General features: G+C 63.7%; 20 protein-coding genes. 8 read left to right on the top strand and 12 right to left on the bottom strand.

Features of this window, described 5'->3' with window-relative positions; genetic code table 11:
• Position 1: 1 nt before the first annotated feature.
• The 6 genes from MU449_RS06380 to iscR all read right to left on the bottom strand — a co-directional run bounded on the left by MU449_RS06380 (position 2) and on the right by iscR (position 5,826).
• Positions 2 to 1,276, bottom strand: coding sequence for a SufB/SufD family protein (locus MU449_RS06380; protein ID WP_244737167.1), 1,275 nt, complete (start codon positions 1,274 to 1,276; stop codon positions 2 to 4).
• Positions 1,273 to 2,031, bottom strand: a complete 759-nt coding sequence (gene sufC / locus MU449_RS06375) for a Fe-S cluster assembly ATPase SufC (RefSeq protein ID WP_244737166.1) — start codon at positions 2,029 to 2,031, stop codon at positions 1,273 to 1,275. The genes MU449_RS06380 and sufC overlap by 4 nt, the downstream gene beginning before the upstream one ends.
• Positions 2,032 to 2,043: 12 nt before the next feature.
• Positions 2,044 to 2,715: an FkbM family methyltransferase gene (locus MU449_RS06370; RefSeq protein WP_244737164.1), complete on the bottom strand. Its 672-nt coding sequence runs from the start codon at positions 2,713 to 2,715 to the stop codon at positions 2,044 to 2,046.
• Positions 2,716 to 2,789: 74 nt separating this feature from the next.
• Complete coding sequence (gene sufB, locus MU449_RS06365) at positions 2,790 to 4,313, bottom strand: Fe-S cluster assembly protein SufB (RefSeq protein WP_244737163.1); 1,524 nt, start codon at positions 4,311 to 4,313, stop codon at positions 2,790 to 2,792.
• Positions 4,314 to 4,321: 8 nt separating this feature from the next.
• A complete protein-coding gene (locus tag MU449_RS06360) occupies positions 4,322 to 5,368 on the bottom strand; it encodes a cysteine desulfurase family protein (RefSeq protein WP_244737162.1) in 1,047 nt (348 codons plus the stop codon).
• A complete protein-coding gene (iscR, locus tag MU449_RS06355) occupies positions 5,365 to 5,826 on the bottom strand; it encodes a Fe-S cluster assembly transcriptional regulator IscR (RefSeq protein WP_244737160.1) in 462 nt (153 codons plus the stop codon). Before iscR ends, MU449_RS06360 begins: the two co-directional genes overlap by 4 nt.
• A 163-nt stretch (positions 5,827 to 5,989) precedes the next feature.
• Here iscR and MU449_RS06350 point away from each other — a divergent pair, with 163 nt between their 5' ends.
• From MU449_RS06350 to typA, 5 genes are all read left to right on the top strand, one after another.
• A complete protein-coding gene (locus MU449_RS06350; RefSeq protein ID WP_244737159.1) occupies positions 5,990 to 6,649 on the top strand; it encodes an alpha/beta hydrolase in 660 nt (219 codons plus the stop codon).
• Complete coding sequence (locus MU449_RS06345; protein ID WP_244737158.1) at positions 6,649 to 7,236, top strand: HD domain-containing protein; 588 nt, start codon at positions 6,649 to 6,651, stop codon at positions 7,234 to 7,236. The genes MU449_RS06350 and MU449_RS06345 overlap by 1 nt, the downstream gene beginning before the upstream one ends.
• A gap of 83 nt (positions 7,237 to 7,319) precedes the next feature.
• The gene (locus tag MU449_RS06340; protein ID WP_244737156.1) at positions 7,320 to 8,531 is read left to right on the top strand and encodes an NADP-dependent isocitrate dehydrogenase; all 1,212 of its coding nucleotides are present in this window, start codon (positions 7,320 to 7,322) and stop codon (positions 8,529 to 8,531) included.
• Between the two features lie 86 nt (positions 8,532 to 8,617).
• On the top strand, positions 8,618 to 9,148 hold the full coding sequence (locus MU449_RS06335; protein ID WP_244737155.1) for a putative glycolipid-binding domain-containing protein: 531 nt from the start codon (positions 8,618 to 8,620) through the stop codon (positions 9,146 to 9,148).
• A gap of 273 nt (positions 9,149 to 9,421) precedes the next feature.
• Positions 9,422 to 11,242, top strand: a complete 1,821-nt coding sequence (gene typA / locus MU449_RS06330; protein ID WP_244737153.1) for a translational GTPase TypA — start codon at positions 9,422 to 9,424, stop codon at positions 11,240 to 11,242.
• 30 nt (positions 11,243 to 11,272) lie between these two features.
• Here typA and MU449_RS06325 read toward each other — a convergent pair whose 3' ends face one another.
• The 3 genes from MU449_RS06325 to recA all read right to left on the bottom strand — a co-directional run bounded on the left by MU449_RS06325 (position 11,273) and on the right by recA (position 15,352).
• Complete coding sequence (locus MU449_RS06325; RefSeq protein WP_244737152.1) at positions 11,273 to 11,560, bottom strand: DUF1330 domain-containing protein; 288 nt, start codon at positions 11,558 to 11,560, stop codon at positions 11,273 to 11,275.
• A complete protein-coding gene (gene alaS, locus MU449_RS06320) occupies positions 11,557 to 14,208 on the bottom strand; it encodes an alanine--tRNA ligase (protein ID WP_244737151.1) in 2,652 nt (883 codons plus the stop codon). The genes MU449_RS06325 and alaS overlap by 4 nt, the downstream gene beginning before the upstream one ends.
• 61 nt (positions 14,209 to 14,269) lie before the next feature.
• Entirely contained in the window at positions 14,270 to 15,352 is a 1,083-nt protein-coding gene (gene recA, locus MU449_RS06315; RefSeq protein ID WP_244737150.1) for a recombinase RecA, read from the bottom strand.
• Positions 15,353 to 15,548: 196 nt separating this feature from the next.
• Between recA and MU449_RS06310 the strand changes: the two genes are divergently transcribed.
• Positions 15,549 to 16,169, top strand: a complete 621-nt coding sequence (locus tag MU449_RS06310; RefSeq protein ID WP_244737149.1) for a hypothetical protein — start codon at positions 15,549 to 15,551, stop codon at positions 16,167 to 16,169.
• Here MU449_RS06310 and MU449_RS06305 read toward each other — a convergent pair.
• Positions 16,129 to 18,117: a hybrid sensor histidine kinase/response regulator gene (locus MU449_RS06305; RefSeq protein WP_425310095.1), complete on the bottom strand. Its 1,989-nt coding sequence runs from the start codon at positions 18,115 to 18,117 to the stop codon at positions 16,129 to 16,131. The two genes, MU449_RS06310 and MU449_RS06305, sit on opposite strands and share 41 nt — an antisense overlap.
• 34 nt (positions 18,118 to 18,151) lie before the next feature.
• Positions 18,152 to 19,294: an RsmB/NOP family class I SAM-dependent RNA methyltransferase gene (locus tag MU449_RS06300; protein ID WP_244737148.1), complete on the bottom strand. Its 1,143-nt coding sequence runs from the start codon at positions 19,292 to 19,294 to the stop codon at positions 18,152 to 18,154.
• A gap of 118 nt (positions 19,295 to 19,412) precedes the next feature.
• Here MU449_RS06300 and MU449_RS06295 point away from each other — a divergent pair, with 118 nt between their 5' ends.
• The gene (locus tag MU449_RS06295) at positions 19,413 to 19,823 is read left to right on the top strand and encodes a Fur family transcriptional regulator (RefSeq protein WP_244737146.1); all 411 of its coding nucleotides are present in this window, start codon (positions 19,413 to 19,415) and stop codon (positions 19,821 to 19,823) included.
• A gap of 73 nt (positions 19,824 to 19,896) precedes the next feature.
• Positions 19,897 to 21,174: a phosphopyruvate hydratase gene (gene eno / locus MU449_RS06290; protein WP_244737145.1), complete on the top strand. Its 1,278-nt coding sequence runs from the start codon at positions 19,897 to 19,899 to the stop codon at positions 21,172 to 21,174.
• Positions 21,175 to 21,189: 15 nt separating this feature from the next.
• Here eno and MU449_RS06285 read toward each other — a convergent pair whose 3' ends face one another.
• Positions 21,190 to 22,287, bottom strand: coding sequence for an anhydro-N-acetylmuramic acid kinase (locus MU449_RS06285; RefSeq protein WP_244737144.1), 1,098 nt, complete (start codon positions 22,285 to 22,287; stop codon positions 21,190 to 21,192).
• Positions 22,288 to 22,296: the final 9 nt, after the last annotated feature.

Genomic DNA, 22,296 nt, shown 5'->3' with positions numbered 1-22,296 from the left:
CTCAGCCCTCGTGCCGGTCGAGCCAGTCTTCAAGACGTGCTTGCAGATCGGCGATCAGATTCTCGCTCTCGATCTCGGCCAACGCTTCGGCCAGAAACGACAGGACAAGAAGCGTCTCCGCCCGACGCCGCGGTACACCGCGCGACCGGAGGTAGAACAGCGCCGTATCGTCGATCGCCCCGGAAGTGGACCCGTGCGAGCATTTCACGTCGTCGGCATAGATCTCCAGTTCCGGCTTGGCCAGGAACTGGCTGTCGCCATCCAGAAGAAGGCTTTGACTGATCTGATAGCCGTCCGTCTTCTGCGCGCCGGGCTTCACCAGGATCTTGCCCTGAAACACCCCAGTCGCCCCGTTCTTCAACACCTTCTTGTAAACCTGACGGCTTTCGCACCGCTCGGCCGCATGGGTGATGAAGACGGTGTCGTCGTTGTGGAACGTATCGCCGTCGCCCACGCAAGCCCCGGCGACATGCGCCACCGCGTCATCGCCGACGATGTCCAGCACCGCCTCGTTCCGCGTCAACGTGCCGTTCAAGGACGCCGTGAACGACTTGAACAAGGCCTCGCTGGCGATGCGGGCGAAGATGTGGGTGTTGACAAGCCGATCATGGCTGCGGCCCTGCATACGCACATGGTGGAACCGACCCGTGGGCGCAATATCGACCTCCAGCACGCTTATGAGGCGCGAGGCGGCGTCGCCGCTTTCCAGAAGCGTGACCTCCGCACCCTCTTCAACCTTGACAACGTGGTGCAGGATCACATCGGAACCTGCGGTTTCACCAAAGTACTTGATCGCAACCGGACGGGCCACCGCACCGGTTGCGCGGATCAGGATTCCATCCGTGGCAAAGGCCGTGCACAGCGTGGCGAAGGGACGCGCGACCGGCGACTGACCCTGCTCCTCCAGCTTGCCGTAGATTTCGGACGCCCAATGCAGATCGGTGACGCTGTCTGCCAGGCGCGAAATCTCAAGCCCCTCACCCGCCAGATCGGAGGATGCCGCCGCATCGAACACACCGTCGCGGAACACGAGGGTCAGGGCATCGATCCCGTCGAACGCCACCTCACCCTGCGCGACGGGCGACGTCGCCCCTTCCGCATTCAGGCGTTTGGGGTCGGTGTAGCGCCAATACTCGTCACGCGGTCCTGGCAGACCCATCGCCGTCAGGCGCTGCAACGCATCGGCGCGGGCCTTGCCCTGCCACCCGGTCGAGGGGAAGTGAAGCCCGGCGATCCGGGCCGACAACTGGTCCAGCTTCGCTTGCGGCAAAGTCATTCCGCCACCCCGGCCAGAATGTCGGCATAGCCGTTCTTCTCAACCTCAAGCGCCAGCTCCGGTCCGCCGGTCAAGACGATACGCCCGTTGGCCATGATATGCACGACATCCGGTTTGATGTGGTCCAGCAAACGCTGATAGTGGGTGATGACCAGAAACGCCCGCCCCTCGCTGCGCAGCGCGTTCACGCCATCGGCCACCAGCTTCATCGCGTCCACGTCCAGACCTGAATCCGTCTCGTCCAGAACGCACATCTTCGGTTCCAAAAGCGCCATCTGCAGGATTTCGTTGCGCTTCTTCTCACCGCCCGAGAAGCCGACATTCACCGGGCGCTTCATCATGTCCGCATCGATTTTCAACGAGGCCGCTTTTTCGCGCACGATCTTCAGGAAATCGGCCGCCGAAATCTCGTCCTCGCCACGCGCCTTGCGTTGCGCGTTCAACGCAGTGCGCAGGAAGGTCATGTTGCCCACACCCGGGATTTCCACGGGATACTGGAACGCAAGGAACAGACCGGCCGCCGCACGCTCTTCCGGGTCCATCTCCAGCAGTTCTTCGCCTTCCAGCGTGGCCGACCCCTCGGTCACCTCATAGCCGTCGCGCCCCGACAGGACATAGGACAAGGTGGACTTGCCCGAGCCGTTCGGCCCCATGATGGCGTGGACCTTTCCGGCCTCGACCGTCAGATCGACACCCCGGAGGATGACCTTGTCTTCCTCTTCAAGTTTCACATGCAAATTGTTGATCTTGAGCATTTTATTCCTCGTTCACGCGCGCTGCGGGACAAGAATGTGGTTGGCCACCCTCTCACCCACGCCAAAAGCGCGATACTCTTCGTAAAAATTGGTTTCGATCCAGTCGGCGAAGGCCGCGACATTCGCCTCCTCCACCTCGACCATCAGAACAGGACGGGCGCGGGCGATCATCTCGCCCAATCCGCGCAGCACGTTGATCTCCATCCCCTCGACGTCGATCTTGACGAAGTCGGGCCGCAGGTCGGGAAACGCATCGTCGCCCCGCCGCACATCCAGATCCCCACCCCGATCGGCGAACATCTTGGTGGCCCCCAGATTGCGGTCATGCGCCTTCATGAAGAACCCGCCCGCATTCACGTCCGACAATCCAAAGCCGACCGAGGTCAGGTCGATGACATCGCCCAACCCGTTCCCCAGCACATTCGCCACAAGCGGCTCCAGCGACAAGGGATTGGGCTCCACGACGATCACCCGCGCGGCGCCGCCATGTTGGGCAAACCAGATCGCATGGTTCCCGACATTCGCCCCGACATCCAGAATGACCGCCCCCGAGGGCAACAAGGAACGGACGACGCCAAGTTCCTCCGCCTCATAGAACGCCCCGCGCCGGTGCAAGTTCTGCACCGGATCGCGCGCCATGTTCAGATGGAACGTGACCGCCACGCCATCGATGCAGGCATGCACACATTCCATCGCCGAAAAGGCTATGGGCGCCCCCTTGCGATGGGCATGAAGCCGGTCCTGCATCGGCATGGGCATCAGCCGACCGAGCCTTCCAGACTGATGGCGACGAGCGCCTGCGCTTCCATGGCGAATTCCATCGGCAGGGCCTGAAGCACCTCCTTGCAGAATCCGTTCACGACCAGCGCGACGGCCTCCTCCTCATCCATGCCACGCGAACGGCAATAGAAAAGCTGGTCATCGTCCACCTTCGACGTCGTGGCCTCGTGCTCCACCCGGGAGGAGTTGTTCTTCACCTCGATATAGGGAACCGTGTGGGCCCCGCATTGATCGCCGATCAGAAGACTGTCGCATTGAGTATAGTTGCGGCTGTTCAGCGCGCGCGGATGCATCGTCACCTGCCCGCGATAGGTGTTCTGCGCGCGCCCTGCCGAAATCCCTTTGGAAACAATGCGCGACCGGGTGTTCTTGCCAAGATGGATCATCTTGGTCCCGGTATCGGCCTGCTGCGCGTTGTTGGCGATGGCGATGGAGTAGAACTCGCCCTGGCTTGCCTCGCCCCGCAGGATGCAGGACGGATATTTCCACGTGATCGCCGATCCCGTCTCCACCTGCGTCCACATCACCTTCGCCCGGTCGCCACGGCAATCCGCGCGTTTGGTGACGAAGTTATAGATGCCGCCCTTGCCGTCCTCGTCCCCGGGGAACCAGTTCTGGACGGTGGAATACTTCACCTCGGCGTCTTCCAGGATAACGATCTCCACCACCGCCGCGTGCAGCTGGTTCGTATCGCGCTTGGGTGCCGTGCAACCCTCAAGATAGCTGACATAGGCGCCCTTGTCGCAGATGATCAGCGTCCGCTCGAACTGCCCCGTATTCTCGGCATTGATGCGGAAATAGGTCGACAGCTCCATCGGGCATTTCACACCCGGCGGGATATACACGAACGAACCATCGGAAAAGACGGCCGAATTCAGCGTGGCAAAGAAGTTGTCCGACTGCGGCACGACCGAGCCCAGATACTTCCTCACCAGATCCGGATGCTCCTTGATCGCCTCGGAGATCGAACAGAAGATCACCCCGGCCTTGGCCAGTTCCGCCTTGAACGTCGTGCCCACGGAAACGCTGTCGAACACGGCATCCACCGCCACACGCTGCGGCGCCTCGGCCCCCTCGACGCCCGCCAGAAGCGCCTGTTCCTTCAACGGAATACCAAGCTTTTCATACGTGGCCAGCAGCTTCGGATCGACCTCGTCCAAGGATTTCGGCTTCACCTCCATGCTCTTGGGTTTGGCGTAGTAGTAGAGATCCTGATAGTCGATCTGCGGATAATCGATCATCGCCCAGGTCGGCTCCGTCATGCCGACCCACCGGCGATAGGCCTCAAGCCGCCATTCGGTCATCCATTCCGGTTCGTCGTTCTTGGCCGAGATCAGGCGAACGATATCCTCGTTCAGACCTTTCGGAGCGTACTCCATCTCGATCTCGGTTTCCCAACCGTATTTGTATTTGCCGGCCATCGCCTGCACCGTCTCGATCGTCTCGCGATCGACACCGTCACGCACTTCGATGTCCGGCAGGGTGTCTTCCAAAGCCATCACTCTCTCCTTCACGCGGCGCGCGCCATATGTCGTGCCCGCGCCTTGTTCCAGGCGTCAGCGAAGCGCAACACCTGATCTTCTGTCACATCCGGCCCGATCGACACGCGCAGCGCGGATGACGCCGCCGCCTCGTCGAACCCCATCGCGCGCAGCACCCGGCTGGCGCGTATCTTGCCGCTGGAACAGGCCGATCCCGCCGAAACGGCAAAGCCCGCCAGATCCATCTGCATCACCTGCGTCTCCCCCTTCCAGCCGGGGGTCAGCAGGCAGATCGTATTGGGCAGTCGTGCCCCTTTCTTGCCGACCGAGATAGTGGTATTTCCGCCTTCCGACAACGCGTTTTCCAGGCAGTTTCGAACCTCCGCGACCCTGTCCCACACCCCGTCGGCCATGTCGCGCGCGGCGGCTTCCGCGGCCGCGCCAAAGCCCGCGATGCCGATCAGGTTCTCGGTCCCCGCACGACGTCCCATCTCCTGCCCGCCGCCCCGCAGGGTGGCCGTGACATCCAACCCGCGCCGCAGCACCAGCGCCCCGACACCTTTCGGACCGCCCAGCTTGTGCGCCGAGATCAGCGCCATGTCGCAGCCCAACCAGTTGAACGCCACGGGCATCTTGCCAAAGGCCTGCGTCAGGTCGGCCACGGCCACCCCTTGCGGCAGATCCTGCACGATGCCCGTCTCGGAATTGGCCAATTGCACCGCGCTGCGGCCTGGGTCCGTCACCCGGATCTGGCCTGCGGCATCGACCTCAAGACCCGCCTCGCACCAGGCTGAAACCGCCTCATGTTCCACATCGGCGCAGACCAATCCCCGCCCGGCGCAGGCCAAGGCCGCCGCTTCGGTCGCGCCGGACACGAACACCACATCCGCGCCATCCGCACCAAGGGCGGAGGCGATCTGCCCCCGCGCCTTTTCCAACAGCCCTTTTGCCGCCCGGCCCTCGGCATGGACCGAAGACGGATTGCCCACGATGTCCATCGCCCCCACCATCGCGGCCCGCGCCTCGGCCCGCAGCGGGGCCGTCGCATTCCAATCGAGGTAGGTGCGCGGGCTCATTCCTCGTCCACCACGCGGAACAGGGCGGGCACGGCGGGACAGGGCGTCATCTCATTGCGCACCACGTCCGACAAGCGGGTCTGGTGCATGAAGACATAGACATGCGCCGAAAGCCCTTCCCACAAGCGGTTCGTCATGGATTGCGCGCGGCTGCCCGACACGCCGCCCGACGCGCCCGCACCCGTATGCATGGCATTCACATGCTCCTCCACCGCCTCCATGATCTCGCTCACACGGATGGCGTCCGGGCTGCGCGCCAGACGATAGCCGCCGCCCGGTCCGCGCACCGCCTCAACAAGTCCGGCGCGGCGCAACTTGACAAACAGCTGCTCCAGATAGGGCAACGAAATGTCCTGACGGCGCGAGATTTCGGCCAGCGACACCAGCGCGTCCCCGCGTTGCAGCGCCAGATCCGCCAGCGCGACCATCGCATACCGGCCTTTGGTCGAAAGTTTCATCGCGGTCCGCGCCCCAAGAGTTTGATGCCAAATGATTGACGGGGAAGCCATTCCCCCTTACTTGCTTTGCAACCCGAGGGGCGGCAAATGTCAATCCCTTCTGGAATGGTTCTAAGTTAACCGAGCATTTGAGTCAACATCTGCCGAGCAAGAAGGCGTATCCATGCCCGAAGTCATTTTCGCCGGTCCCGAAGGGCGCCTGGAAGGCCGTTATCATCCGCAAAAGGAACGTGACGCGCCGATCGCCATCGTGCTGCATCCGCACCCGCAGTTTGGCGGGTCGATGAACAATCGCGTCGTCTACAACCTGCACTATGCCTTCTATAATCTGGGTTTCACGGTGCTGCGGTTCAATTTCCGCGGTGTGGGGCGCAGCCAGGGGGAGTACGATCAGGGCATCGGCGAATTGTCGGACGCGGCCTCGGCGCTGGACTACCTTCAGGCGATGAACCAGAACGCCAAGCATTGCTGGGTCGCGGGCTTTTCCTTCGGCGCGTGGGTCGGAATGCAGCTTCTGATGCGCCGACCGGAGATCACGGGCTTCGTATCGGTGGCCCCGCCCGCGAACATGTACGATTTCTCGTTCCTCGCCCCCTGCCCGTCCTCCGGTCTGATCATCAACGGATCGGCCGACCGCGTGGCCCCGCCCGCCGATACGGTCAGCCTGGTGAACAAGCTGCACGAGCAAAAGGGCATCACCATCACCCACGATGTCATCGAAGGGGCCGACCACTTCTTCAAGGACGACGAAGCGCATATGAAGCCGATGATCGACACGGTCAGCGGATACGTCAAGCGGCGGTTGGGCGAGAGCAACCGCTGATGACCGACCGCCTTTCGCAGCAATTTGCATTCCTGCAAGAGGCGGACCGTCTGAAAACCGTGCTGCGGGCCAGCCGTCTGGCCGACGGCTCGCGGCACGAGAATACCGCCGAACACAGCTGGCACGTGACCTTGTTCGCCATGGTGCTGGCCGATCAGGCCCCCGCCGGTGTCGATCTGAACCGCGTTCTGCGAATGCTGATCCTGCACGATCTGGTCGAGATCGACACGGGCGACGTTCCCCTCCATTTCGGCGACGGAACCGCCCATGACGCGCAGACCGAGGCGGAGACCCGCGCCGCCGAGCGCCTGTTCGGCCTGTTGCCCGACGATCAGCGCGATGCCTTCCTTGATCTGTGGCTGGAATTTGAAGCGAGCACGACCGCCGATGCGATGTTCGCCAAATCGCTGGACCGCCTTCCCCCGGTCCTGCTGAACATGGCAAACGGCGGGGGATCATGGACGGAATATGACGTCACCCTGGCCCAGTTCGACGCCCGCGTCGGGACAAAGGTATCCCGCACCCTGCCCGCCCTATGGACGTGGCTGCGCGCCCGGGCCTTGCCGTTTTTCGCCGGACGCGCCTAAACCGTATACATCTGCATACTTTCCTTTCGCCGCGCCCCGCGCTACACCTTCCCCCGAATCCGTTCATGACCCGAGGACCGAATATGTCGAAGATCAAGGTAGCCAACCCCGTCGTCGAGCTCGACGGCGACGAGATGACCCGGATCATCTGGGACTTCATCAAGCAAAAGCTGATCCTCCCCTATCTCGACGTCGATCTAAAATACTACGATCTGGGCATCGAAGAGCGTGACCGCACCGACGACCAGATCACCGTCGACGCGGCGCACGCGATCAAGCAATACGGCGTGGGCGTCAAATGCGCGACCATCACCCCGGACGAGGCGCGGGTCGAGGAATTCGGCCTGAAGCAGATGTGGCGTTCGCCCAACGGCACGATCCGCAACATCCTTGGCGGTGTGATCTTCCGCGAGCCGATCATCTGCCAGAACGTGCCGCGTCTGGTGCCGGGCTGGACCCAGCCGATCGTCGTGGGCCGTCACGCCTTTGGCGACCAATATCGCGCCACCGACTTCCGCTTCCCCGGCAAGGGCAAGCTGTCGATCAAGTTCGTCGGCGAAGACGGCGAAACGATCGAGCGTGAGGTCTTCCAGGCCCCCGGTTCCGGCGTGACGATGGCGATGTACAACCTGGACGAGTCGATCATCGACTTTGCCCGCGCCTCGATGAACTACGGCCTGGTCAAGGGCTGGCCGGTCTATCTTTCGACCAAGAACACCATCCTGAAAGCCTACGACGGGCGCTTCAAGGACCTGTTCCAGAAGGTCTATGAGGAAGAGTTCGAGGAGAAGTTCAAGAAGGCCGGCATCCATTACGAACACCGCCTGATCGACGACATGGTCGCCTCGGCGATGAAATGGTCGGGCGGTTACGTCTGGGCCTGCAAAAACTACGATGGCGACGTGCAGTCGGACACCGTGGCGCAGGGCTTCGGCTCGCTTGGGCTGATGACCTCGGTCCTGATGACGCCGGATGGCAAGACGGTGGAGGCCGAGGCCGCGCACGGCACCGTCACCCGCCACTACCGCCAGCACCAGAAGGGCAAGGAAACGTCGACGAACTCCATCGCGTCGATCTATGCTTGGTCCGGTGGCCTGAAGCACCGCGCGAAACTGGACGACAACGCCGCCCTGGCGAACTTCGCCAACACGTTGGAGAAAGTGACCGTTCAAGCGGTCGAGGACGGGTTCATGACCAAGGACCTCGCGCTGCTGGTCGGGCCGGATCAGAAATGGCTCACCACGATGGGTTATCTTGAAAAGGTCGACGAATATCTGAACAAGGCCCTGAACTGATCTTGAGGCCCGGAGGAAACTCCGGGCCTTGTTCGTCACGGAAACGATACGCTTTTGCGCCATGCTGCCGTCAGAGGGGGCACATCATGGCGACGGCACTTTGGAAACGTATCGACCGCGAGGGGCATGACGCCGCCTTGATCAGCCATGACGGCGACGAATTGCGCCTTGAAGGAATGGCGGTCATCGGCCTGCCCGCAGGCCGCGCCTGGGTCAGCTATCAGGTCAGCGTTCTGGATGAGAGGGTCTTCGCCCGGGTGGAGGCCGAGATGGCGGGCCAGCGCCATGTGCACCGCATTCGCCGCGATGCGCGCGGATGGTCGTTGAACGGCAGGCCGATGGGCCTTGGGCACCTGCGGCATCTCCACTTCACGTTCACCCCGGCCACCCACGCGCTGGATTTGCACAGGGCCGGTCCGCAAATCCGCCATTCGGTCGGGATTCCCGCCGCGCAATTCGATCTGGGGCAACCGCGTCTGGCCGAATGGCCGCAGCACTACCGCCGCAAGGACGATCTGAATTACGACTACGAGGCGCCGGATTGGTCGGGCCCCCTGCGCTTTGACGGCGATGGATTCCTGTCCGATCAACCCGGTTTCTGGAAACGTGAAGGATGAGGGAACCAAGCCGATCGCGACAACGTTACAGGATTGAGTTCTTGCAAGGAGAGTATTGTGAACAGCATCATCTATATCGTCGGTCTGGTCGTGATCGTGGTCGCAATCCTGTCGTTCATCGGCATCGGCTGATCTGCACGACAAACCAAAACGACTGTTTTACGAGTGACAGGGGGTCGGAAACGGCCCCCTTTTTCATGCGTTGCGCAACTGGGTCTGGTCTTTTGCCCCACCCTTGTGTATGGCGGCGCCACAGCATTCAAAGGGCACCGGATGGAACTCCGCAATATCGCGATCATCGCGCACGTTGACCATGGCAAAACCACGCTGGTGGACGAGCTTCTGAAACAGTCGGGCGCGTTCCGCGACAACCAGGCCGTGGCCGAACGGGCCATGGATTCGAACGACATCGAACGTGAGCGCGGGATCACCATCCTTGCCAAATGCACCTCGCTCGAATGGAACGGCAGCCGCATCAACATCGTCGACACCCCCGGACACGCCGATTTCGGCGGCGAGGTGGAGCGTATCCTCAGCATGGTCGACGGCGTGGTTCTGCTGGTGGACGCGGCCGAAGGCCCGATGCCGCAGACGAAGTTCGTGACCTCCAAGGCGCTGGCTTTGGGCCTGCGCCCGATCGTGGTGCTGAACAAGGTCGACAAGCCCGACGCCGAACCCGATCGCGCGCTGGACGAGGTGTTCGACCTGTTCGCCAACCTGGGCGCCGACGACGCGCAGTTGGACTTCCCGGCGATGTATGCCTCCGGCAGGTCCGGCTGGGCGGATATGGAGCTGGACGGCCCGCGCAAGGATCTGTCCGCGCTGTTCGATCTGGTTCTGAAGCACGTCCCCGCACCAAAGCAGATCGCCAAGCGTGACGAGCCGTTCCAGATGCTGGCGACGACGCTTTCGGCCGACCCGTTCATCGGGCGCATCCTGACCGGTCGGGTCGAGGCGGGTACGGTCAAGGCTGGCGATACGCTGAAGGCGCTGTCGCGCGAGGGCGACCGGATCGAACAGTTCCGCGTCTCCAAGGTTCTGGCCTTCCGCGGCCTGTCGCAGAACCCGATCGACGTGGGTGAGGCCGGCGACATCATCACGCTGGCCGGCATGACCAAGGCGACCGTGGCCGACACGCTGTGCGCCCCGGAAGTGGAGGCCCCCATTCCCGCCCAGCCGATCGACCCGCCCACCATCTCGGTCACGTTCGGCATCAACGATTCGCCGCTGGCGGGCAAGGACGGCAACAAGGTCCAGTCCCGTGTCATCCGCGACCGCCTGATGAAAGAGGCGGAAGTCAACGTCGCGATCAAGATCACCGACACCCCCGGTGGCGAGGCGTTCGAGGTCGCGGGTCGTGGCGAACTCCAGATGGGCGTCCTGATCGAAAACATGCGCCGCGAAGGGTTCGAGCTGTCGATCTCCCGCCCCCGCGTTCTGTTCCGCGACGAAGACGGTCAGCGGATGGAGCCGATCGAGGAAGTCACCATCGACGTGGATGACGAATTCACCGGCGCGGTGATCGAAAAGCTGACCGGCCCCCGCAAGGGCGACCTGGCCGAGATGAAGCCCGCGGGCGCCGGCAAGACCCGCATCATCGCGCACGTCCCGTCGCGCGGCCTGATCGGCTATCAGGGGCAGTTCCTCACCGACACGCGCGGCACCGGCGTTCTGAACCGCGTGTTTCACGACTGGGCACCGCACAAGGGTCCGATCGAAGGCCGTCGCGAGGGGGTTCTGATCTCCATGGAGAACGGCACTGCCGTCCCCTATGCGCTGTGGAACCTTGAGGAGCGTGGCAAGCTGTTCATCGGCGGTCAGGAAGCCGTCTATGAAGGTATGATCATCGGCGAGCATTCGCGCGAGAACGACTTGGAAGTGAACCCCCTGAAGGGCAAGAAGCTGACCAACGTCCGCGCGTCCGGCACGGATGAGGCGGTTCGCCTGACGCCGCCCGTCAAGATGTCGCTGGAACAGGCAATCGCCTATATCGACGATGATGAACTGGTGGAAGTGACACCGAAAGTCGTGCGCCTGCGCAAACGGTATCTCGATCCGCATGAGCGCAAGCGTCAGTCGCGCGCCGCCGGTTGATAAAAAAGCCGCCCTTCGGGGCGGCTTTTCTTATTCAAGCTCTTCGACAATGACCAGATCGCGATCCGACGCGTTTCGGGCATGTTCAAGGGCGGCCTGATACTCGCTCGAGTTGTAACAGGCGACCGCCGCGTCCATCGAAGGGAAACGGACCACGACGTTGCGTTTCCTCTCCCGACCTTCAAGCTGCGTATAGGGACCGTTGCGGTGCAGGAACACACCGCCATGCGCCGCGATCGCCGGGCCGGCCCCGGCCGCATAGCGGGCATAGCTTTCCGCGTCCGTCACCTCGACATGCGTGATCCAGAGTGCTGTCATTTCCCCTCCAATACCGCCGCCGCCGCGTCGATCGCGGCCGGGGCCTGCTCCGCACTGGCCGCACCGGCCTGCGCCATATCGGGACGGCCACCGCCGCCCTTGCCGCCCAACGCACCCGCCGCCGCCTTCACGACATCGACCGCCGAGACGCGTGCCGTCAGATCCGCCGTAACCCCCGCCGCAACGGCCGCCTTGCCGTCATTGTCGGAAATGATCAGCGCCACACCCGATCCCAGCTTGGTCTTCATCTCGTCCATCATGCCGGGCAGATCCTTGCCGGCCACGTTGCTGACCTTGCGCGCGGTGAACCGGATGCCCGAGATTTCGCGCTCATCCTCGGACGCATCGCCCATCGCCGCCTCACGGCGAAGCTGCGCCACCTCGTTGGCAAGGGCGCGGCGTTCTTCGACCAAGGCGCGGGTGCGATCCACCACCTCGGCCGGGGCGGCCTTCAGAAGGGACGCCACATCGGCCAACTGACGTGCCTGCGCGTTCAAGTGCGCCAAAGCCCCCTCACCGGTCAGTGCCTCGATCCGCCGCACACCCGACGACGACGCCGAATCGCCCAGAAGGACAAACAGTCCCACCTCGCCCAATTGGCCGACATGGGTGCCGCCGCACAGCTCCAGACTGTAGGTCGCGCCGTCGCTGCCTTTCCCGGACCCGTCACGGCGGCCCATGGATACCACGCGCACCTCGTCGCCGTATTTCTCGCCGAACAGCGCTTGCGCGCCAAGGGCCCGTGCGTCGTCCGGCGTCATGACACGCGTCACCACCCGGTCGTTCTGGCGGATCATCGCGTTGATCTCGCCTTCCACGGCGGCAATCTCATCGGCCGTCAGGGCCTTGGAATGGCTGAAGTCGAACCGCAGACGGTCGGGCCCGTTCAGGCTGCCCCGCTGCGCGACATGATCGCCCAAGGTGCGCCGCAGCGCCTCATTCAGCAGATGCGTGGCGGAATGGTTCGCCTGAACAGCGCCCCGACGCGCCCCGTCAACACGCAATTCCGCACCCTGCCCGGACCGGATCTCGCCCTCGACCACCTCGGCCGAATGGACCGACAGGCCCTGCGCCCTGCGGGTGTCCGTGATCCGCGCGCGGCCGGTGTCGGTGGCAATCTCGCCCGTGTCGCCGACTTGCCCGCCGCTTTCGGCATAGAAAGGTGTCTGGTTCAGAACGATCTGAACCTTCTGGCCAACCGTCGCCTGCGGCACCTCGGCCCCCTCGCGCACAAGCGCCTGAACCTGCCCCTCGGCGGTCAGGGTGTCGTAGCCCAGAAATTCGCTGGAGCCCACGCGGTCGGCCAGATCGAACCAGATCGCCGCGTCCTTCGTCTCACCCGAACCGGTCCAGGACGCGCGCGCCTTGGCCTTCTGTTCGGCCATCGCGGTATCGAACCCCGCCACGTCGACCGTCCGCCCCTTTTCGCGCAGGGCATCCTGCGTCAGATCCAGCGGAAAGCCGTAGGTGTCATAGAGCTTGAACGCCGCCGCCCCCGGCAGGGCCGCCCCGTCGGGCAGGCCGCCCAACTCATCGTCCAGAAGGCGCAAGCCACGATCAAGCGTCTGACGGAAGCGCGTTTCCTCCTGCAGCAGGGTATCTTCGATCAGTGCCTTCGCCGCGCCGAGTTCGGGATACGCCGCCCCCATCTGCCGCACAAGCGCCGGAACCAGCCGATACATCAGCGGGTCCTGCGCGCCCAATTGGTGCGCGTGGCGCATCGCCCGCCGCATGATGCGCCGCAGCACATATCCGCGCCCGTCATTCGACGGCATCACCCCATCCGCGATCAGAAACGACGTGGACCGCAAATGGTCGGCGATGACACGGTGGTGCGTCTTGCCCGGCCCATCGGGATCGGTGGAGGTGGCATTGGCGCTTGCCTCGATCAGGCTGCGCATCAGATCGGTATCGTAGTTGTCGTGCTTGCCCTGCAACAGCGCGCCGATCCGTTCCAGCCCCATGCCGGTGTCGATGGACTGCATGTCCAACGCACGCATGGATCCGTCCTCGAACATCTCGTTCTGCATGAAGACGAGGTTCCAGATCTCGATGAACCGATCGCCATCCTCGTCCGCCGAACCGGGGGGGCCGCCCCAGATCTTGTCACCGTGATCGAAGAAAATCTCGGTGCAGGGGCCGCACGGGCCGGTCGGGCCCATCATCCAGAAATTGTCATTGGTCGGAATGCGGATAATCCGGTCGTCGGACAGCCCCGCGACCTTTTTCCAGATGTTCGCCGCCTCGTCATCGGTGTGATAGACGGTGACCAGCAGGCGATCCTTCGGAATGTCGAAATCCTTGGTCAGCAATTCCCACGCGAAGGGGATCGCCTGTTCCTTGAAATAATCGCCAAAGCTGAAATTGCCCAGCATTTCAAAGAACGTATGGTGGCGGGCGGTATAGCCGACATTGTCGAGGTCGTTGTGCTTGCCGCCCGCGCGCACGCATTTCTGCGAACTGGTCGCGCGGACATAGTCGCGCTGCTCCTCTCCGGTGAAGCAGTTCTTGAACTGCACCATACCGGAATTGGTGAACATCAGCGTCGGGTCATTGCGCGGCACCAGCGGGCTGGAGGGCACGACCGTGTGGCCGTTGCGCGCATAAAAATCGAGGAAGGTGGATCGGATATCATTCAGCGAAGGCATAGCGGCCCCTGTCATTCTGTCCCGATCCGTTTACCCCCCTATGCCCCGCGCAACAAGGCCCTCACTCCTCGACGAGGTCGTCCGCACCCGGTTTGAAGCTGAAATCAAGCCCGTGCGTGGCCCGGACCTTGCCTTCGATCGAATTCGCGATCTGCGGATTGGCCTTGAGAAACTGCTTGGCGTTCTCGCGCCCCTGACCAATGCGCTCGTCCCCGAAGGAATACCAGGAGCCGGATTTCTCCACCACGCCGGCCTTCACGCCCAGATCGACCAGTTCGCCCAGTTTGGAGATGCCCTCGCCATACATGATGTCGAATTCCACCTCCTTGAAGGGCGGCGCCACCTTGTTCTTGACGACCTTCACGCGGGTCGAGTTGCCGACGACCTCATCCCGATCCTTGATCGCACCTGTGCGGCGGATATCCAGACGGACCGACGCATAGAACTTCAACGCATTGCCCCCCGTGGTCGTTTCGGGCGAGCCGAACATCACGCCGATCTTCATGCGGATCTGGTTGATGAAGATGACCATGCAGTTCGACCGACCGATGGAAGAGGTCAGCTTGCGCATCGCCTGGCTCATGAGACGGGCCTGCGAGCCCATCTGCATGTCGCCCATATCGCCCTCGATCTCGGACTTGGGCGTCAAGGCGGCCACCGAATCGACGACGATCATGCTGACCGCCCCGGAGCGGACCAGGGTCTCCACGATCTCCAGCGCCTGTTCGCCCGTGTCGGGCTGCGAGATCAGAAGATCGTCCAGATTGACGCCAAGCTTCTTGGCATAGGCGGGATCGAGCGCGTGTTCCGCATCGACGAAGGCGCAGATGCCGCCCTTCTTCTGCTCTTCCGCCACCGCATGGAGCGTCAACGTGGTCTTGCCCGAGCTTTCGGGGCCATAAATCTCGATGATCCGCCCCTTCGGCAAGCCGCCGATGCCAAGCGCGATGTCCAGACCAAGCGAGCCGGTGGAGGTCGCCTCCACATCCAGAACGGCGTTGTCCTGCCCCAGCTTCATGATCGAACCCTTGCCGAACTGGCGTTCGATCTGCGCCAGGGCGCTTTCCAGTGCCTTGGCCTTGTCCATGCTGGCCTTGTCCATGTCACGCTTTCCGTTCACTTCAAACAGGCTCCCCGTCGTCATTCGTGTCATCCCTTCTCGCACAGCAGGGGGCCACGGGGCAATCGCCCATGAATTCCCTTTTTGTTCACGCCTATATGCGCGCTGCCTTATGAGATATCAAGCATTTTCATCAAATTGATCTACATCGGAAATTGCTTAACCAATCGTTTACGCAATCTGACGAAAACATGCCGCACCATCGCAAAAGGGCCATAGTATGTTGGTTTTCTGGGAACGTCGCCTCGTCTTTCTCGCCACGCCCAAGACGGGATCGACCGCGATCGAGACCGCGCTCGAATCGCTGTCGGCCATGCCAGTGATGCGCCCCCCGGTGTTGAAGCACACGCCCGTTCAACGCTATCGCCGGTTCATCGGCCCCTATCTGAAAATGGCCTCGGGGCACGATTTCGAAACGGTGGCCCTGATGCGCGAACCGCGTGACTGGCTGGGAAGCTGGTTCCGCTATCGCACGCGCGAGGCGGTGGAGGCCGGCAAGGCCACCCGCGGCATGACCTTCGACGATTTCGTCACCGCCTATGCCGCCGATCCGCAACCGGCCTTTGCCGATGTCGGATCGCAGGAACGGTTTCTGCGCCCCCGGAACGGCGAAGGTGTGGACCACCTGTTCCGCTATGAGGATATCGACGCCTTCGTCATGTTCCTTGAGGATCGTCTGGATTGCGCGATCACCCTGCCGCGCCTGAACGTCTCCCCTCCCGGCGCCCTCGACCTGTCGGATCAGGCGGAGGCCCTGCTGCACAAGGCCTGCGCGCGGGATTTCGATCTTTACGACCGTCTCAGCCCAGAAGGCGTTGCACCGTCATGGTCAGCTCCGTAAGCGAAAACGGCTTGGGCAGGAACACGGAGTTCGGAATGTGCGCCTGCTCGTCCGAGAACGTCTCCTCGGCATAACCGGAGACGAAGATCACCCGGGCATCGGGACGGTCGCCTTGTGCGATCCGCACCCAAGCCGGCCCGTCAAGGCCCGGCATCACCACATCCGTCACGAACAGATCCACACGCAGGGTCGCATCCTCAAGAATGGTCAGCGCGTCCTCGCCGCTCGCGGCCTCCACCACGGTGTATCCCCGCAGGCGCAACGCGCGCGACGCGAAGGCGCGGACCGGGGCCTCATCCTCCACCAGCAGAACCACGCCCTCCCCCTGACGATGGGTAAGAAGGGGCGCGGGCGCGGGTGCCGCCTCCACCATATCGACGCTGCGCGGAAGATAGATGTGGAAGGTGCTGCCCTGCCCCGGCGCGCTGTCCACGAAGATATAGCCCCCGGTCTGCTTGACGATCCCATAGACGGTGGAGAGGCCAAGCCCCGTCCCCTCGCCCACGCGCTTGGTCGTGAAGAACGGCTCGAAAATCTTGTCGAGATTCTCGGCCGGAATGCCCACGCCCGAGTCGCCCACGCAGATCACGGAATAGTCGCCCGCCGGAAGAACGGCCTGATTGCGGCGCATCTCGGTCTTCAGCGTGATGCTGGCGGTCTCAATCCGAATCTCGCCCCCCTGGGGCATCGCGTCGCGCGCGTTGACCACCAGATTCATGATCACCTGCTCCAACTGACGCCGGTCGGCCTGCACGCGGCCAAGGCCCGCCGCATGGGACAGGCGCAGGCGCACCCGTTCCCCCACCAGCCGGTTCAAAAGATGCGTCAGATCCGACAGCACCTCGGGCAGATCAAGCGGTTCCAGCTTCTGCGTCTGCTTGCGCGAGAATGCCAGAAGTTGGCCGACCAAACTTGCGGCGCGATTGGCGTTCTGGTGGATCTGCACCAGATCCGAATATTCCGGATCGCCGGGATCGTGACGCAGCAGCAGCAGGTCGCAATGGCCCGAAATGGCGGTCAGAAGGTTGTTGAAATCATGCGCTACACCGCCCGCCAACTGACCGATGGCCTGCATCTTCTGGCTTTGGTTGAATTGCGCCTCAAGCACCTTCAGGGCCGTCGCGTCGATCAGGACCGCAAGGACCCCGGCCTTGCCGTCCACCGGCATCGGGCGGACCGCGATCTGGACATACCGCTCGCCCGTGCCGCGTTTCAGCTTCAGCACTTCGGCGGCCGGGGGCACCCGGCCTTCGGCCACGTCGTGCACCCAATTCACGACAGATCGCCCCAGCCCCTCGAACAGATCACCGACCCCGGCCCGCATGTCCGTCAGATGAAGCTGTTCGCGCGCGGTGGCGTTGGCGCGCCGCACCGTGCCGTCGGATGCCAGAAGCAGCAGGGCCAGCGGCACCTGATCGAAGAACGGATCAGGGGCAGATGGCGCAGGGTTGTCCGGCAGCGCCGGCGGGCTGCGACGCTCCAGCCGCCAGACGAAACAATCCGGCCCCGCCCGGTGCACCGACAGGCGCACCACGGCCGCCGTCGTGGCGATGTCGTCCGAGGCCCATCCGTTCACCGCCGCCCGTTTTCGCAAACGGAACAGCGCAAGATCGGGTTCGGCGATCAGGGACATGAGATCGTCGTCCACGGGCGCGGTCCGCGCGACGCGGTTGGCCCAAAGCCGTGCCCCGCACCCCCGCGTGGCAAAGCTGGGAACCGGATCATCCTCGGCCAAGGCGGCCAGCGCGGCAATCAGCGCCCGTTCGCGCAGGATCCGCACCCCCACCGCCACCGCCCCGATTGCGGCCATGGTCCAGAAGGTAAAGGTGATCGCCAGAACCACCTCGGCCATCCGCACCTCCTGCACCAGAAGGACAAGGGGCAACATCAGGGCGCCAAGACCCAGCAAGACGGCAATCCAGCGGAGGGGAACGAAAAAGCGTGTCATCCTGCCGCTGTGCCAGTCAGAGGTTAATGCCTGATTAACCCTGCTTGCGAAGCGAAGAAAGATGAAACCCGTCCCCGCCATCCAGCGGCGTCAGGCTGCGCTGGTGCACCAGATCCCAACCGGAGTGCCGCGCCTGAAACGCCGCGATCTGCCCCGCATTCTCGCGCATCAGGACCGAGCAGGTCACATAGGCCAGATGCCCGCCCGCACGAACCACCCCCGCCACCTGATCCAGTATCCCGGCCTGAATGGCCACGAGATCCGTCAGACGATCGGCGGTCAGCGCCCATTTCCCTTCGGGGGCCCGCCGCCAGCTGCCCGACCCGGAACAGGGCACATCGGCCAACACCAGATCATACGTCCCCGCAAGGGCGGTCGCGGTGTCGACCTGCCCGATCGTCACCTTCGCGCGCTTGGCCCGCGCCGCCAAATCCGCCATGCGACCCGGCGCGGCATCATGCGCATCGATCCGAACCCGCGCCCGCGCGGCCATGGCCAGCGCCTTCCCCCCGCCACCTGCACAGAAATCCAACACCCGTTGGCCATCCGCCAGCGGCAGATCCGCGATCACCGCCTGCGAGGCGACATCCTGCAACTCCACCCCGCCCGAAAGATAGGTGGCCGAGGTCTGGATCTTGCGCGCGCCGTCCGTCACCTGCAACGCGCTGGCGGCCAACGGATGGGGAACGGTTGCGATCCCATCCTGTGCCAGGGACCGGGCGGCATCCGGGCGGGTCGCGCGCAAGAAGACCGGCGCGCGATGGCGCAGTGCCTCCATCACCGGCGCGAACCGATCGCCCAGCGACTGTCGCAGCTCATCCGCGAGCCAGTCCGGGCAATCCAGCGCCGCGTTGCCCGACGGCGCCGTGCCCGCATCATCTTCCGTGATCGCGGCGGGTGCGTGGCCCACGCCTGTGAAAAGGGCAGCCGGATCGTCGCCCCGCGCCCGCACCCCGCCCAGAACCAATCCGCGCCCCGTCTCTCCCCCGCCAAGGGCGGCATGGCTGCGGCGGCAGCGGACCGCGTCGAACACCAGATCCCGCACCGCGTTCCGGTCGCCCGACCCTGCGAACCGGCTGGCCCGCGCCCAGTTCACCAGCGCCTTTTCCACCGGCATTCCCGCCAGCCAGCGGTCCAGTATCTCGATCGCGGCGGACAGGCGGGCGGCGGGTGTCATGGGAACCTCATCATCATTCCCCCGCCTCCTATCGTGACAGCGCGGACAAGTCACGACACTATGGCTTGCCCGACCCATGGGCGATCGTCTAAACGCCCCGAAAAACAGAAAGCGCGCCATGCCCCACGACATCATCGCCCGCTGCGAGGCCAAGGGCCTGCGCATGACCGAACAACGGCGCACCGTGGCCCGCGTGATCGGCGAGGCGGAGGATCATCCCGATGTGGAGGAGCTGTTCGCCCGCGCCGCCGTGATCGACCCGCGCATCTCTCTTGCCACGGTCTATCGCACGGTCAAACTGTTCGAGGAAGCGGGCATCCTGGACCGGCTGGAGTTCGGCGACGGGCGCGCGCGGTACGAGGATGCCGAGCGGGACCACCACGATCACCTGATCGACCTGCATACCGGACAGGTGATCGAGTTCGTGGACCCCGAAATCGAGGCGCTTCAGGAAAAGATCGCGCAGAAGCTGGGCTATACCCTGAAGGGCCACCGGATGGAGCTTTATGGCGTTCCGCGGAAAGGCTGATGTTCGCGCGAACAGGCTTTTCACGGTCATGACGGCGGGCTAGAACCCCATCAGGCCATAAAAGGACAGGTTCATGAGCACGATCATCGACATCCACGCGCGCGAGATTCTTGACAGCCGCGGCAACCCGACGATCGAAGTGGACGTGACGCTGGAAAGCGGCGCAATGGGCCGCGCGGCGGTGCCCTCGGGCGCCTCCACCGGCGCGCATGAGGCGGTGGAAAAGCGCGACGGCGACAAGGGCCGCTATCTTGGCAAGGGCGTGCTGGAGGCCGTGGCCGCCGTCAACGGCGAAATCGCCGAGGAGCTGGTCGGCTTCGACGCCACCGAACAGGCGGGCATCGACCGCACGATGATCGAGCTGGACGGCACCCCGAACAAGGGCCGTCTGGGTGCAAACGCGATTCTGGGCGTATCGCTGGCCGTGGCCAAGGCGGCATCGGAATTCACGATGCAGCCGCTTTACCGGTATGTCGGCGGCACGTCGGCGCGCATCCTGCCGGTTCCGATGATGAACATCATCAACGGCGGCGAACACGCCGACAACCCGATCGACATTCAGGAATTCATGATCATGCCGGTGGCCGCGGACAATATCCGCGATGCCGTGCGCATGGGGTCCGAAGTCTTCCACACGTTGAAGAAGGAACTTTCGGCAGCCGGTCTTTCCACCGGGATCGGGGATGAGGGCGGGTTCGCACCCAACATCAACTCCACCCGCGAAGCACTGGATTTCATTTTGAAATCCATCGAAAAGGCGGGCTACCGTCCGTGTGAGGATATCTACCTCGCGCTCGACTGCGCCGCGACCGAATACTTCAAGGACGGCAAGTATGTCATGGCGGGCGAAGGCAAGACCCTAACCTCGGCCGAGAACGTGGATTACCTTGCGGCGCTGTGTGGCGATTATCCCATCATCTCCATCGAGGATGGCTGCGCCGAGGATGACTGGGACGGCTGGAAACTGTTGACCGACCGCCTGGGCAAATCGGTGCAACTGGTGGGCGACGATCTGTTCGTGACGAACCCCAAACGTCTGGCCGAAGGGATCGAGCGCGGCTGCGCGAACTCCATGCTCGTGAAGGTGAACCAGATCGGCACGTTGACCGAAACCCTCGCCGCCGTCGATATGGCGCACCGCGCCCGTTACACCAACGTCATGTCCCACCGCTCGGGCGAGACGGAAGACACGACCATCGCCGATCTGGCGGTTGCCACGAATTGCGGTCAGATCAAGACGGGATCGCTGGCACGGTCGGACCGGTTGGCCAAATACAACCAACTGATCCGTATTGAGGAGATGTTGGGCGAAGTGGCTGAATACGCCGGCCGCTCGATCCTGAAACGCTGAGGAGGCGGGCCGCCCTTAACCGGGCGGCCATGCCATCCGCCCGCCGGTCACCGGCTGCGGAACACCCGTGGTCATGGGGGCCGACAAGGTCATCCCCCGCGCCACCCGCACCGCCAGATAGGCGAAGGCCTGCGCCTCAAGCATGTCTCCGTCCAGATCGAACGCCTCCACGCCATGCACGTCGGCCTGAAGCCGTTGCGCCAGCATGTCCATCATCGTCCGGTTCTTGCGTCCGCCGCCCGTCACCAGAACCCGGTCCACCGGCACGGGCGCGTGGTCCAGCGCAAGGGCGACCCCCTCTACCGCGCAGCGGGTCAACGTGGCGCAGGCATCGCCATCCGAAAGATGATCCACGGCCCGAAGAATGCCGTGGAAATCATTGCGATCCAACGATTTTGGGGGAATGTCTCGAAAATAGGCGTGCTGGGTGAAGGCGCTCAGAACACCCTCATCCACCTTGCCCGCACCGGCCAATGCCCCGTCAATATCCGCATCAAGCCCCCGGCGTGCCCGCATCAGATCGTTGATGGGCGCATTCGCGGGGCCGGTGTCGAAGGCGAGCAGCGCGCCGTTCATGTCGGGCGCGGAACGTCGCGGGTCGAGCCAGGTGATGTTCCCGACCCCGCCAAGGTTTACGAACGCAACAGGACGGTCCATTCCCGACCAGCGCGCACAGGCGTGATGGAAGAACGGCGCCAGCGGGGCCCCTTGCCCCCCCATCCGCACATCGTGGCTGCGGAAATCCCAAGCCACGGGACGGCCGAGCCCCGCCGCCAGCCCTTCGCCGGACCCGACCTGCAAAGTCCCCCGCCCACGCGGATCATGCGCCAGCGTCTGTCCGTGAAAGCCCACGATCTCCGCCTCGGGAAAGCCTGACAGCACCTCGGCATGGACCCGCTCGACCACCTGGGTTGCCGCGGCAACCTCCGCCCCTTCCCACAGACCCAGGGCGGCGCGCAGGACATCGTGCTCCGCGTCATCATACGCGCGATAGGCGCTGCGTCCGAACTCCAGAATCCGGTCGCCATCGGTCAGCACCATCGCCGCATCCACCCCGTCAAGCGAGGTGCCCGACATCGCCCCAAGCGCCCAGACCGGCCCCGATTTCAACATGGTCAATTC

Origin of the sequence: Falsirhodobacter halotolerans (assembly GCF_022899245.1) — a bacterium.
Lineage (GTDB): Bacteria > Pseudomonadota > Alphaproteobacteria > Rhodobacterales > Rhodobacteraceae > Falsirhodobacter > Falsirhodobacter halotolerans.
Note: the sequence above shows the minus strand (reverse complement) of the source record. Positions and strands in the feature narration are given on the sequence as shown.